The organism is Dyella jejuensis (assembly GCF_044904675.1).
Lineage (GTDB): Bacteria > Pseudomonadota > Gammaproteobacteria > Xanthomonadales > Rhodanobacteraceae > Dyella_B > Dyella_B jejuensis.
In genome coordinates this window covers 228,347-240,894 of record NZ_JADIKJ010000002.1, presented here as the reverse complement: position 1 = coordinate 240,894, position 12,548 = coordinate 228,347, and the positions used below count along the sequence as shown (strand labels likewise).

Here is a 12,548-nt window from a genome sequence, read left to right as displayed (position 1 = left end):
ACTCTTACCCAGTGGCCGAAGCCAGGAGAATGGACATGATTACGACACAGAGCAGTTGCATTCGTCGGTATTTGTCGTTGATGGCGTGGATGATGGTGCTGTTGGGATGCGCCTTTTTACCCAGGAATTCCCACGCGCAATCGATAACGACTTGCCAGATGGTCGAGCGCGCGGTTTATAGCCAGCCGCTCACCAGCAAGCCGGCAAACATCACCGTCAACTACGACGACTTGGGCGCATGCCCGGGCCTGACGTCGCTGCTGAATCCCGAGAATGGCGTCTACGACAACGCAACCCAGCCTGTCATCGGCACCAGTTGCGCCGACAACGAGGCCAATCTCGTGCCACAACCGGTTACCCGTTATTTCACATGGAGCGACGGATCGTCCAGCGTGTTCCAGGGTAGCTTCAGCCCGGTCTATATCGCCGCGGGACTACAAGTAACGTTCACCGGAACGATGGTGTCGGGCACCTTTGCCGGCAGCCCTGCCGTGATGACCCTGACGTTTCCGAATTTGAACGTATTGGCGTGCCAACTCGGTGGTGCGGGCGTCTCTCAAATCTACGGTTATGGAACGCTGGAGATCATTACGCTCTAAGCGCCCGCGAAACGATGCTGTGCGCGACACATCACATGCCGCGCGCAGCACTCACCGGGTTTTGTTCTTCAGGCGCGCAACCAGTTCTTGGAGCGTAGCCTGCGTCTGCGGATGGAAAAACGCATCGACAAAGGTATCGATGGGCAAGGCATCGATGTCGGCATAGGTATCGATCAGATCCTTGCGCGCGATATGGCGCGTGGCCAGCATGGCGCGCGATGGGAGTGCGAGCAGTTCGTCCAGCCAGTGCAGCGCACGTGTAAGCACCTGCTCGACTCCGGCCAACTCATCGACAAGACCATAGGCCAGTGCCTGCTGGGCATCGACCAATGCTCCCGATACCAGCAATCGCTCCGCGCGATAGGCGCCGACGACCCGGCGCAGAGCCATCTGGATGCAATCGGGTGCGATCAGTCCCACCTGCACTTCATTCAAGCCGATGCGATAAGGCCCCTGGGCCATGACGCGGTAGTCGCAAAAGAGCGATAGCACCGCGCCCCCAGCCGGACTGTGGCCGGTAATGGCCGCCACTACCGGCACCGGCGAATGCGCAAGCGCCGCGCAGGTGGCGAAGAATTCGCGCCAGAACTCGCGCACGCCCGCACGATCACAGGTGAGCAAGGCCGGAACGTCGACCCCGGCCGAAAACATGCCTTGCGCTCCCGATAGCACGATGCCCTGGGCGCCGCTTTGCGCGGCTTGTGTCAAGCCGGCCTGAATCGCGCGCAGCAACTCGAGATTGAGCGCATTGGCGGGTGGCCGCGCAAGCTGCAGCTCGGCAACGGTTTCGTGCTTGATGAGATTGAGCATGGAAACTCCAGAAGAAGTCAGGATTGCGGCCGATCGCCGGCCGCCCAGGTATAACGCACGGCATAGTCCAGGGTCGCCTTTCCGTTCGCGGGCACATTGACGCGGAACTCCAGCGTGTCGGCCGTTTGCTCGCCCGGTGCCATGGACGAGGAGGTCAGCTTCCATTCCCGCCAGCGATTGGGGTGTTCGCGCACCGTCACGATGCGCGCGCTGTCGCCGGCATTGGTCAGGGTGATGCGAAAGGCTTCGTCCATGCTGCGGCCAGCCGGGTCGACGTGGAAGCGGGTACGTTCCCGCCCACCACGCAGGTCGAATGCGGTACCCAGCGTAATCGTGGCGTCGCTGCCTTTCGGGGTGTCGTTGATGCGGCCTTCGCCGATGAATTGTGGCACGCCTTGGCGATCGGCAGTCAGCACGCGCAGATAGCCGGCCGGCAGGCTGTCGAAGGCGGTAAGTCGCAAGGTGCTGACGATGCTGCTATGGCTGTCGGCGTTGAAATCGCTGTTGAGCATGGGTTGCGGTGGCAACCAGTTGCCGCCGTTCTCGTAAAGGGCGGTACGTTCGCAGTCCAGCATGCGCGTCGCGTACAGCGGCACCTGGCTGATGCTGCCATCGGGCAGGTCGACGGGCGCGGGCAGGGTATAGCTGCGGTAATCGGCCAGCGAGGACTGTTCCGGCAGCGCTTCCGCCGCCGCGGGTGCCGCCATGGCGCGCATCATCATCATCGGGCGTGGCCCGGAGGCTTTGGCGAATTGGGGTTCGCCGGCGATCAGCACCAGCTTGGTATCGCGCCAGTCGCGGCCGCTGCGGTTGGCAATGCTGGCGCGTGATTCAAATTGCATGCTGCAACGGTTGCCCGGTTGCAAAGTGGCAACGTATGCGGCGCGCCAGCCGATGCCAGACATGGGATAGCTCAACACAGCCAATGCCTGGCCGTCGCGCGCTGCATCCACGCGCAGGCGCAGGCTTGAACCGGTGGGAAACGACGCGCCACTGGTGCTCACTGCGGCGTACTGGCGGATCAGCGTAGTGCTGCCGCCGCTGTTGCGGACCACCAGGCCGTCGTCACTCGCACGCAATAGCGTGCCGCTGGCCAGTGGTTGTCCGTTTTCGCCCAGTACGGCGACATAGCTGCCGGTCAGACCGGTAAGCGCGGCATTGGCGCCTTGGCCCAGCAGTAGCCGCTGGGAAACGACCTTGGCTCCGTCGCCGGGAAAGCCAAGCGCGATCGCTTCGGCATCGAGGTTGTTCGGCAGGTCGCCCAGCACCAGATCGTGCACGCCCGCCTGCAAGGTGACGCTGCGCTGTTCGCGCACCACGGCATAACCGTCCGTGACGTTGTTGTCGCCGTTGCTGGCATAGAGCCCGGAGCTGTCGCTGCGATACAACGTTATCGACGCATGGTCGGCCGCCCCTGCCAGCGAGCTGCCGCAGAAAGCGATGCAGGCAAAGGCGAGGGCGGTTCGGGGCGGGATCGTCATGGTGCGCTCCATCGGCAGAAATCCGCTGCCATCATAACGAGCATGGGCGGATGCTGGAGCGCCACGAGGACGCCTGCGTTCAGCCGTTTGTTCCGGCTTCACGCACCGCTGGCGGCAAGGCGACGGATTTGCCGGTGGCCGGATCCATCCAGACCATCACGATGTGTCCATCGCAATACAGCGTGTCCTGATCGGTGGCCTCCAGGATACGGTGCCCGATCGTCATGGAGCTATGGCCCAGGCGCATGCAGTACAGCTCCACGCGCAGTTGCGCCGGCCACGCGATCGGCCGGCGATAGTTGAGCTGGCTGGCCGCCATGACCGGCACGGCGTGATCGCTGAGCCAGGGTCCCTGCAATTGCTGCAGCCATTGCAGGCGCGCCTCTTCCAGGAAGGTGAGATAGCTCGAATTGTTGACGTGATTGAACGCATCCAGATCGCGCCAGCGCGCGCTGATTGAAGCGGTATGCAACCGCACGGCCGTCTGTTCTGGCTCGTTGAAAACCATCGTCATGAAGCAACCTTGCGTTTCTGTTTGGCTTTGCCGTTGCCGCTTTCGGTTTTCGCACGCGCCGGCTTGAGCGGTTTCAAATGCGAAGCCAGGAAGCGGCCGGTATGCGAACCCGGCGTTGCCGCCACGGTTTCCGGCGTGCCGGTCACCAGGATGCGTCCGCCGCCCGCGCCGCCCTCCGGGCCGAGGTCGACAATCCAGTCGGCGGTCTTGATCACATCGAGGTTATGTTCGATCACCACCACCGTATTGCCCTGGTCAACCAGTTGGTGCAGCACGTCGAGCAGTTGCTCGATATCGTGGAAGTGCAGGCCGGTGGTGGGTTCGTCCAGGATGTACAAGGTGCGGCCTGTGTCGCGCTTGGACAGCTCCTTGGACAGCTTGACGCGCTGCGCCTCGCCACCGGACAGCGTGGTCGCGCTCTGGCCGAGCTTGATGTAATCGAGGCCCACGGCGCGCAAGGTGTCGAGCTTGCGTGCGATCACCGGCACGTTTTCGAACAGCCTGGTGGCATCTTCCACGGTCATGCCGAGCACGTCGGCGATGGTGTGGCCCTTGTACAGGATCTCCAGCGTCTCGCGGTTGTAGCGCTTGCCGTGGCAGACGTCGCAGGGCACGTATACGTCCGGCAGGAAGTGCATTTCCACCTTGATCATGCCGTCGCCTTCGCAGGCCTCGCAGCGTCCGCCGCGCACGTTGAAGCTGAAACGGCCCGGCGTGTAGCCGCGCGAACGCGCCTCGGGCACCTGCGCGAACAATTCGCGCAGCGGCGTGAACAGGCCGGTGTAGGTGGCGGGATTGGAGCGCGGCGTGCGCCCGATCGGCGATTGGTCGATATCGACCACCTTGTCGAACAGTTCCAGGCCTTCCACCGACCGGTACGGTGCCGGCTGGATGCTGGAACCGTTCAATTCCGCCGCGGCCAGCGCGAACAGCGTGTCGTTGACCAGCGTGGACTTGCCCGAACCCGATACGCCGGTCACGCAGGTAAAGAGCCCTGCCGGAATCGCCAGGTCGACCTGCTTGAGGTTGTTACCGCTGGCTCCCTTCAGGTACAGCCACGAATCCTTGTCGAGCTGCTCGCGGCGCTCGGCGGGTACTTCGATCCCGCGCTTGCCGGAAAGATACTGGCCGGTAAGCGAGCGCGGCGCGGCAAGGATATCCTTCAAGGTGCCCTGCGCGACCACTTCACCGCCATGCACGCCGGCGCCCGGGCCGATATCCAGCACATGGTCGGCGGCGCGGATCGCATCCTCGTCGTGCTCCACCACGATGACCGTATTGCCGAGATCGCGCAGGCGCGTAAGCGTGCCGAGCAGGCGTTCATTGTCGCGCTGGTGCAGGCCGATCGAGGGTTCGTCCAGCACGTACATCACGCCGACCAGGCCGGCGCCGATCTGCGAGGCGAGGCGGATGCGCTGCGCCTCGCCACCCGACAGCGTATCGGCCTGGCGGTCGAGCGTGAGGTAATTCAGACCCACGTCGTTGAGGAAGCTCAGGCGTTCGCGGATTTCCTTGACGATCTTCACCGCGATCTCGCCACGCCAGCCGGTGAGCTTGAGCTGATCGAAGAAATCCAGCGCATCGTCGATGGAGCGCGCGGTAAGCAGCGGCAGCGCCTGGTCGGCGACGAACACGTTGCGCGCGGAGCGGTTGAGCCGCTGGCCGCCGCATTCAGGGCACGGATGATCGCTGATGTACTTGGCCAGCTCCTCGCGCACTGCCGACGATTCGGTTTCCTTGTAGCGCCGCTCCAGGTTCGGCAGGATGCCTTCGAAGGCATGCTCGCGCGTCACCTTGCCGCCCCGCTCGGTCAGGTAGCGGAAGGCGATCTTTTCCTTGCCGCTGCCATGCAGCACCGCTTGCTGCACGGCGCCGGGCAACTTTTGCCATGGCGTATCGACGTCGAAGCCATAATGCTTGGCCAGCGACAGGATCAACTGGAAGTAATGCGCATTGCGGCGGTCCCAGCCGCGCACCGCGCCGCCGGCCAGCGACAGCTCCGGGTGGCCGACCACGCGCTCGGGCGAGAACACCTGCGTGACCCCCAGGCCATCGCAGCCGGGGCAGGCGCCCACGGGCGAGTTGAACGAGAACAGGCGCGGCTCCAGTTCCGGCAGCGAGTAATCGCAGACCGGACAGGAGTAGCGCGAGGAGAACAGCTGCTCGTTCGCCTTGGGATCGTCCATATCGACCACGATCACCAGGCCATCGCCCAGGCGCAGCGCGGTCTCGAACGATTCGGCCAGGCGCTGCTTGATGTCTTCACGCGGTCGGAAGCGGTCGATCACCGCCTCGATGGTGTGTTTCTGGCGCAAGGTGAGCGGAGGCACGGCATCGAGGTCGTAGACCGCGCCGTCCACGCGGGCGCGCACGAAGCCTTGGGCGCGCAGCTGTTCGAACACCTGCACGTGTTCGCCCTTGCGTTCGCGGATCACCGGTGCCAGCAGCATGAAGCGCTTGTCCGCATCCATGGCCAGGGTGCTGTCGACCATCTGGCTGACCGTCTGCGCTTCCAGCGGAATGCCGTGGTCGGGGCAGCGCGGAGTGCCGACGCGGGCATACAGCAGGCGCAGGTAGTCGTAGACCTCGGTGATGGTGCCCACGGTGGAGCGCGGGTTGTGCGAGGTCGACTTCTGCTCGATCGAAATCGCCGGCGACAGGCCCTCGATATGATCGACGTCCGGCTTCTCCATCATCGACAGGAACTGCCGCGCATAGGCCGACAGCGACTCGACGTAGCGCCGCTGCCCTTCGGCATAGATCGTGTCGAAGGCCAGCGACGACTTGCCCGAGCCGGACAAGCCGGTGATCACGATCAGGCGATCGCGGGGCAGGTCCAGGTCGATATTCTTGAGATTGTGCGTGCGAGCGCCGCGGATGCGTATGGTGTCCATCACGCCGGAATATTGGGGAATCGGGCACTATAACAAGCTGGCCTATGCAGGCCGCGTCAGCTGCGCGGAAACCTGCTGACAACGTTATGTCAGCAGGCGCGTTCTGGTGCTGACTGGGGCTGTTCACACTAAGGCTGGCGCGGACTGCGCCAATAGTGCGAGCAGGCCCAGGGATGCTCTGATCCATGCTACGCAGGCATCACCCCATCGCTTTAAATTCAATATGTTGGGGCCAGCTCTGTCTGTCCGCATCCCTGCGGCCCGTCGTCTCGACAGACGGCCAGTCTGCTTTCCTCGCTCCTCAAAGCCGAGTACATCCATGTACCCTCTCCGCGTGCGCCGACGAACCTATGGTCTGCGAACAGACAGAGCTGGTGACGCCTACGTAGCATTGATCAGAACATCCCTGGCAGCGGGATGGCGAGCCGAATATGCTCGGCTGCTATTTCCCGGTTCCGCAACGCAAGAGGGCACGACATGACAGTTGGCAAATGGGCGGCAGGCGCGGGTCTGTGCATGGTGATGGCGACCGGTTCGGCCCTGGCGGCGCAGCCGAGCGAGGCACAGGTACGGGAATTGATGCAGGTGATGGATGTGCCGGCCCAGTTCACGGTCATGAACAACCAGATGGCGGCGATGATGAGCCAGCAGTTGCCCTGCGTGCCGGCCAGCTATTGGCAAACCTATATCGACAAGACCGGCGTGGAACAGCTGACCACGGCCATGATCCCGGCTTACCAGCACCATTTTTCGGCCGAGGAAGTGCAGGGCCTGATCAAGTTCTATAAATCTCCGCTGGGGCAGAAACTGGTGAGCCAGATGCCGGCGACCATGGCGGAAGCTGCCCAGAGCGGCCAGCAATGGGGGCGTCAGCGCACCGCGGACATGTTCGCGGCCCTGCAAAAGGGCGGCAAGCTGGATGCCCAGGGGCGCTGCCCGGGCACCGCGGCGGACAGCACGCCGGCGCCGGAAGATGGCCAGGGCCAATAAGCAGTCCCGCATGCCGGACGGGCTGGTCAGTTGTTGACCACAAAAGCGCCCAATCGCTATAATCCCTAGTTCGCTGCGCCGGAATCGGTCGCGGCGAACCCAAGAGAATAACGACAGAAGGGCCATTCCCATGAGTTATGCAGTCATCAAGACCGGTGGCAAGCAGTACCGCGTCCAGCAGGGCGATGTCCTGCGCGTGGAGCTGCTGAACGCCGAAGAGGGCGCCAGCGTGAATTTCGACCAGGTGCTGCTGGTCGGCGCCGGCGAGACGATCACCGTCGGTGCCCCGACCGTGGCCGGCGCCACCGTCAGCGCCACCGTCCGCAAGCACGGCCGCGCCGATAAGGTCCGCATCATCAAGTTCCGCCGCCGCAAGCACCACAAGAAGCAGCAGGGACATCGTCAGCATTTCACCGAAGTCGAGATCACGGGCATCAACGCCTGATCAGCCGGAGTAGAGAGTCATGGCACATAAAAAAGGCGTAGGTTCATCCCGCAACGGTCGCGATTCGAACCCGAAATACCTCGGCGTCAAGGTGTACGGTGGCCAGGCCATCGAAGCCGGCAACATCATCGTGCGTCAGCGCGGCACCAAGTTCCATGCCGGTACCGGCGTGGGCCTGGGCCGTGACCACACCTTGTTCGCGCTGGTCGACGGCACCGTCGAGTTCAAGACCCGCGGCGAGAACAACCGCAAGTTCGTCAACGTCGTCAAAGGCTGATTGCCCCCGATGTTGCAGCGCAGGCCCCGCCTTGGCGGGGCCTTTGCTTTTCTGGGGAACAGGAAAACGGGCACGTGCCCGGCTTCCCGATATGATGCCTGCGGCATGCGCTTTATCCGTTCCTCCCTGTTTGCCACTCACTCCTGGTTCTAGTTCATGAAATTCGTCGACGAAGCGATCATCAAAGTTCACGCCGGCGACGGTGGCAACGGCTGCATCAGCTTCCGTCGCGAGAAATTCATCCCGTTCGGCGGTCCGGACGGCGGCGATGGCGGCACCGGTGGCTCGGTCTGGCTGATTGCCGACGAGGGCCTCAATACGCTGATCGATTTCCGTCACCAGCGCAGCTTCAAGGCACACCGCGGCCAGAACGGCATGGGCAGCGACATGTACGGCAAGGGTGGCGAGGACGCTACGATCCGCGTGCCGGTCGGCACGGTCATCACCAACGTGGATACCGACGAAATCATCGGCGACCTTACCGCGCACGGCCAGCGCCTGCTGGTAGCCCAGGGCGGCAAGGGAGGCCTGGGCAATATCCATTTCAAGAGTTCGGTGAACCGCGCCCCGCGCAAATCCACGCCCGGCACGCCCGGCGAAGTACGCGAACTGAAGCTGGAATTGAAGCTGCTGGCCGACGTCGGATTGCTCGGCTTTCCCAATGCGGGCAAGTCCACTTTCATTCGAGCCGTTTCCGCTGCCACGCCGCGCGTGGCGGATTATCCGTTCACCACCCTGCATCCGAACCTGGGCGTGGTCAGCCTCGGTACCGACCAGAGTTTCGTGATTGCCGATATTCCGGGCTTGATCGAAGGCGCTGCCGAAGGCGCCGGCCTGGGTATCCAGTTCCTGCGTCATGTGGCGCGCACGCGCTTGTTGCTGCATTTGGTGGATATCGCGCCGATCGACGGTTCCGACGTAGTCGAACAGGTGCACGCGATCGAGCAGGAACTGGAGAAATTCGATCCCGAGCTGCTGCAGCGCCCGCGCTGGCTGGTCATGAACAAGGCCGACGTGCTGCCCGAAGACGAGCGTCAGGCGGTCGCCGAAGAGGTGGTCAAGCGCCTGGGCTGGACGCAGCCGTGGTTCCTGGTCTCGGCGATCGCACGCGAAAATACCCTGGCGGTATGCCAGCAAGTGCAGCGCTTCTTTGAAGCGCAGCGCGTTGCCCAGGAAGGCCGCACCGACATGTTGCCGGGTGACGTGCGCCTGCGCGGCGAACCGTAAGCTTCCTGCGCCCTCTGCACGTAGGGCGAGGTTGGAGTAAGGGGCAGTTTGCGGACGAGATGATTGATGCGGCTTTGCGATAGAGCTAAGGAAGTTGGTTTGAGGCGAATGACCGAGGTCAGGGCGAGTGCGGTCCCTCATCCCAGCCTTCCCCGCAGAAGGAAGAGGAGGTCAGCCGGATGAAGTTGCAAGCGCGAATCGCCGGCTATCGACGCCTGCGTGATCAGCCGCTTTGGCGTCTGCTCGCCGCCGACCACGCCCCCGAACTGATCGGTCTGTTGCAAACCCTGTTGCTGGATAGCGAGCGGCGCCTGCCGGATTCCATCCTGCATGAGCGCTTGCAGCATCACCTGGATGCCATCAATGCCTCCGACTTGCCGCGCGAGCTGCCGCGGACTGCGCAGGCTTATATCGCCCATTGGCTGGCGCAGGGCTATCTTGAGCGACGTCTGCCCGAAGGTGCCAGCGAGGAGGAATACGAACTTTCCGCCCAGGCCATCCAGGCCATCCGCTTTATCGCCAGCCTCGAAGCATCGCGCAGCGCCGCGACCGAAAGCCGGCTATCGCTGGTCATCCAGCAGCTCGTACAACTGGCCGAACAGACCGAGACCGATCCCGCCGCCCGGCTCAGCGCGCTGTATGCGGAGCGTGAGCGCATCGACGCGGAAATCGCCCGCGCGTCCGCGGGCAAGCTGGCGGCGCTGGATGGCAAGCGCGCGCTTGAACGCACGCGCGAGATCATCCAGCTGGCCGACGACCTCGCGGAAGATTTCCGCCGCGTGCGTGACGATTTCGAACAACTTAATCGTGAGTTCCGCGAACGGATCATCGATGACGAAGGCGAGCGCGGCGATATCCTCGACCGCTTGTTCCAGGGTGTCGACCTGATCGGCGACAGCGAGGCCGGGCGCAGTTTCAATGCATTCTGGAACCTGCTCAACGATGTCGAACAAAGTGCGCAGCTGGACGCGGCGCTCGAAACGGTGCTGGCGCGAGGCTTCGCCCGCAAGCTTCAACGCCACGAGCGTCAGTTCCTGCGCGGTCTCACCGGCGTGATGCTGGAGCGCGGCGGCCAGGTGCACGATGTATTGCAACATTTTGCCAGAAGCCTGCGTGGCTTCGTGCAAAGCCGCGGCTATCTCGAGCAGCGCCGCTTGAACCAGTTGCTCAAGCAAGCGCAGGCCGAAGCGCTGCAATTGCGTGATTCGGTACAGGCTCGCCAGCGCACGCCTTATACCTTGCAGCTCACCACCAGTCGTCTGCGTTCGCTGTCGCAGTGGCGCCTGCACGACCCGCGCCATGCCCGCGTGGATGGCAGCATCGCACGCAGCGATGGCGCCATGATCTCGCTCGACAGCGTGGGCGAACTGGTGGCGCAATCGGAAATCAACTACCGCAGCCTGCGTCGCGACCTGCACGAACTGCTGGCGCAACATGAGCAGCTTTCCATCGGCGGCGTGCTTGCCCGTCGGCCAGCCGAGCAAGGACTGGGCAGCATCATCGGCTATCTGTCGTTGGCGACCCGCCATGGCGTGATCGCCGATGGCGAGCATGAAGCCATCAGCTGGCGTGGCAACGATAGCAACGAACGCCATGCCCGCATTCCGCTCGTGTGGTTCCTGAAAGAGAAGCGAGATGAGCTTGCTTAGCTGTGCTGTTGCATCGCTCGCGTGAGCAACCCATCCACCTTGACTGCGCACGTTGGCCGGCTACGGTTTGCAGCATAACGAAGCGAATCAATTTGGTGAGTTATAAGAGCTCGTGCGCAAGCTTGCTGTGGTCTTGTGCCTTTTCAACCACAAACCCCGTGTCCAAAAACACGGGGTTGGCCACGACAAGCGACCCTGGCGCCCTTAAATTGGCTCGACGAGCTTCGTCTACAGGCAGGGTTCCTTAAGCCAGTCGACCGCATAGCCATGGGTGACGTCCCAATCCTTGCCATTGCTTAAAGCAATGATATGCACTTCGCTGGATTTGGACGGTTTTTGGCCGCTGCCGGTAAGGCTGACATTGTTGACCAGCAGTTGGTGGCCGTCGGGCGACCAGGCGACCGGTATCCATGCCAACCCCTCGCTGGCGGGCGCGCTGGCGGGGCGGGTGGTCAATTGGCGGGAAACGCCACTGCCGTCGGTGTTGACGATGTAGAGGTCTCCCTGGGCGACCGGAGAATCCTGGGCCTCCATGGTGACCGCCACCTTCGATCCATCCGGCGATAGCAGCGCCTGCGGATACCAATGCTGTCCCCACCAGACGCCATCGCCCTGTATGTACCACTGCTCTTGCGGAAACACCGAGGTCACCTTGCCGGTGGTGAGATTCTTGACGCACAGGCTTTGGCCCGTGGACTCGAGATCGTCATCGCCGCAATGAAACAAATCCTGCTGCTGGTACAGCACCACGTTGCCGTCATACGAAATATCGCCGAACGCGGGATCCGGAACGTCCGGAGCGACCAGCGTGGCCGCGCCGGTCTGCACGTTGACGGCATAAAGCGCCACAAAGCCGGTGCCTCCCACCGCGGGAGTCGTAGCAGGTTTCTTGGGCACGGCAAGCGGTACCGGCTGATAGGAGACATAGGCAAGCAGACTCTTGCCATTGCCCGCCCAGCGAATCTGGCTGACGGCCAGGGTGGGAACCGAGCCCTGCACAATAGTGATGGTCGCCGGCGCGCACCACAGCGTATGTTGATCGCTCCCATCCGGATGCATGAGCTTCACGCAAGGCGGCGAAGTCGGTATTTCGCTGGTCGAATTGGTGTACGCAATGTCATTGCTGCCCGCTGGACCCCAGGCGAGGTAGCCATAACCTGGCGGGTCGTTGTCATTGGTTCCGGTAAAAAGCGGATGCGTGGCGCCGGTCAGCAAATCCGCGACGTAATACTTCCCAGGATAGGGGCCGCCAGGCGCAGGGTTGGACGAGTGGCCGGCGAAGTACTGGATGTATTGGCCGTCCGGCGAAAAGTTTTTCGTCAGCCAGGTACCGGTGCCGATGGCAGGCCCTTCCTGATAATAGGCCACTCCGCTAGGCAGGTAATAGGAATTGGCAATCAATGGCGTGAGCTGCCGAAAGCTCGTGCCATTGTCGTGAATGAGAAAGAGCCCCGCGCCGACCTGGGTGGATACACCGTTGTAGCTGCCATTCACCGCTCGGGTGAACAGGATAGTGCCGTTATCCGCATACGCCGCCGCGCAGGGAAGTGCCATCGCCAGGGCGAGGGCAACATAAGAGATAGATCGCATGAAACCCTCCGCGTCGTAGAAAACGTCTCGGGCGTGCCCCGATATCCGACACACACTCGATGACTGAACGTA

Annotated in this window: 11 protein-coding genes; 6 read left to right on the top strand and 5 right to left on the bottom strand. The window is 62.9% G+C overall.

Going from position 1 to position 12,548, the window contains the following annotated elements; genetic code table 11:
• The first annotated feature begins 35 nt into the window (after positions 1-35).
• On the top strand, positions 36-599 hold the full coding sequence (locus tag ISP15_RS02780; RefSeq protein ID WP_404544833.1) for a hypothetical protein: 564 nt from the start codon (positions 36-38) through the stop codon (positions 597-599).
• A 51-nt stretch (positions 600-650) separates the two neighbouring features.
• Here the strand turns inward: ISP15_RS02780 and ISP15_RS02775 are convergent, their stop codons facing one another.
• The 4 genes from ISP15_RS02775 to uvrA all read right to left on the bottom strand — a co-directional run bounded on the left by ISP15_RS02775 (position 651) and on the right by uvrA (position 6,298).
• Positions 651-1,409 (bottom strand): enoyl-CoA hydratase/isomerase family protein, encoded by a 759-nt coding sequence (locus ISP15_RS02775; protein ID WP_404544831.1) that lies wholly within the window; start codon positions 1,407-1,409, stop codon positions 651-653.
• A 17-nt stretch (positions 1,410-1,426) separates the two neighbouring features.
• Positions 1,427-2,890: a DUF4139 domain-containing protein gene (locus ISP15_RS02770; protein ID WP_404544829.1), complete on the bottom strand. Its 1,464-nt coding sequence runs from the start codon at positions 2,888-2,890 to the stop codon at positions 1,427-1,429.
• Between the two features lie 79 nt (positions 2,891-2,969).
• Entirely contained in the window at positions 2,970-3,404 is a 435-nt protein-coding gene (locus ISP15_RS02765) for an acyl-CoA thioesterase (RefSeq protein ID WP_404544827.1), read from the bottom strand.
• Complete coding sequence (gene uvrA, locus ISP15_RS02760; RefSeq protein ID WP_404544824.1) at positions 3,401-6,298, bottom strand: excinuclease ABC subunit UvrA; 2,898 nt, start codon at positions 6,296-6,298, stop codon at positions 3,401-3,403. The genes ISP15_RS02765 and uvrA overlap by 4 nt, the downstream gene beginning before the upstream one ends.
• Before the next feature lie 477 nt (positions 6,299-6,775).
• Here uvrA and ISP15_RS02755 point away from each other — a divergent pair, with 477 nt between their 5' ends.
• From ISP15_RS02755 to ISP15_RS02735, 5 genes are all read left to right on the top strand, one after another.
• Positions 6,776-7,288, top strand: a complete 513-nt coding sequence (locus ISP15_RS02755; protein ID WP_404544822.1) for a DUF2059 domain-containing protein — start codon at positions 6,776-6,778, stop codon at positions 7,286-7,288.
• A 130-nt stretch (positions 7,289-7,418) separates the two neighbouring features.
• A complete protein-coding gene (rplU, locus tag ISP15_RS02750) occupies positions 7,419-7,733 on the top strand; it encodes a 50S ribosomal protein L21 (RefSeq protein WP_404544820.1) in 315 nt (104 codons plus the stop codon).
• Positions 7,734-7,752: 19 nt separating this feature from the next.
• Complete coding sequence (rpmA, locus tag ISP15_RS02745; RefSeq protein WP_090450248.1) at positions 7,753-8,010, top strand: 50S ribosomal protein L27; 258 nt, start codon at positions 7,753-7,755, stop codon at positions 8,008-8,010.
• Positions 8,011-8,166: 156 nt separating this feature from the next.
• Positions 8,167-9,237, top strand: coding sequence for an Obg family GTPase CgtA (gene cgtA / locus ISP15_RS02740; RefSeq protein WP_404544818.1), 1,071 nt, complete (start codon positions 8,167-8,169; stop codon positions 9,235-9,237).
• 179 nt (positions 9,238-9,416) lie between these two features.
• Complete coding sequence (locus ISP15_RS02735) at positions 9,417-10,886, top strand: DUF3375 domain-containing protein (protein ID WP_404544817.1); 1,470 nt, start codon at positions 9,417-9,419, stop codon at positions 10,884-10,886.
• 228 nt (positions 10,887-11,114) lie between these two features.
• Here ISP15_RS02735 and ISP15_RS02730 read toward each other — a convergent pair whose 3' ends face one another.
• Complete coding sequence (locus ISP15_RS02730; RefSeq protein WP_404544815.1) at positions 11,115-12,476, bottom strand: TolB family protein; 1,362 nt, start codon at positions 12,474-12,476, stop codon at positions 11,115-11,117.
• Positions 12,477-12,548: the final 72 nt, after the last annotated feature.

Bases quoted from the DNA above. Each gene is read 5' to 3' on its own strand.
- ISP15_RS02735 (WP_404544817.1), top strand. From the start codon at position 9,417: ATGAAGTTGCAAGCGCGAATCGCCGGCTATCGACGCCTGCGTGATCAG.
- ISP15_RS02775 (WP_404544831.1), bottom strand. From the start codon at position 1,409: ATGCTCAATCTCATCAAGCACGAAACCGTTGCCGAGCTGCAGCTTGCG.
- cgtA (WP_404544818.1), top strand. From the start codon at position 8,167: ATGAAATTCGTCGACGAAGCGATCATCAAAGTTCACGCCGGCGACGGT.
- rpmA (WP_090450248.1), top strand. From the start codon at position 7,753: ATGGCACATAAAAAAGGCGTAGGTTCATCCCGCAACGGTCGCGATTCG.
- ISP15_RS02780 (WP_404544833.1), top strand. From the start codon at position 36: ATGATTACGACACAGAGCAGTTGCATTCGTCGGTATTTGTCGTTGATG.
- ISP15_RS02730 (WP_404544815.1), bottom strand. From the start codon at position 12,476: ATGCGATCTATCTCTTATGTTGCCCTCGCCCTGGCGATGGCACTTCCC.
- ISP15_RS02770 (WP_404544829.1), bottom strand. From the start codon at position 2,890: ATGACGATCCCGCCCCGAACCGCCCTCGCCTTTGCCTGCATCGCTTTC.
- ISP15_RS02765 (WP_404544827.1), bottom strand. From the start codon at position 3,404: ATGACGATGGTTTTCAACGAGCCAGAACAGACGGCCGTGCGGTTGCAT.
- ISP15_RS02755 (WP_404544822.1), top strand. From the start codon at position 6,776: ATGACAGTTGGCAAATGGGCGGCAGGCGCGGGTCTGTGCATGGTGATG.
- uvrA (WP_404544824.1), bottom strand. From the start codon at position 6,298: ATGGACACCATACGCATCCGCGGCGCTCGCACGCACAATCTCAAGAAT.
- rplU (WP_404544820.1), top strand. From the start codon at position 7,419: ATGAGTTATGCAGTCATCAAGACCGGTGGCAAGCAGTACCGCGTCCAG.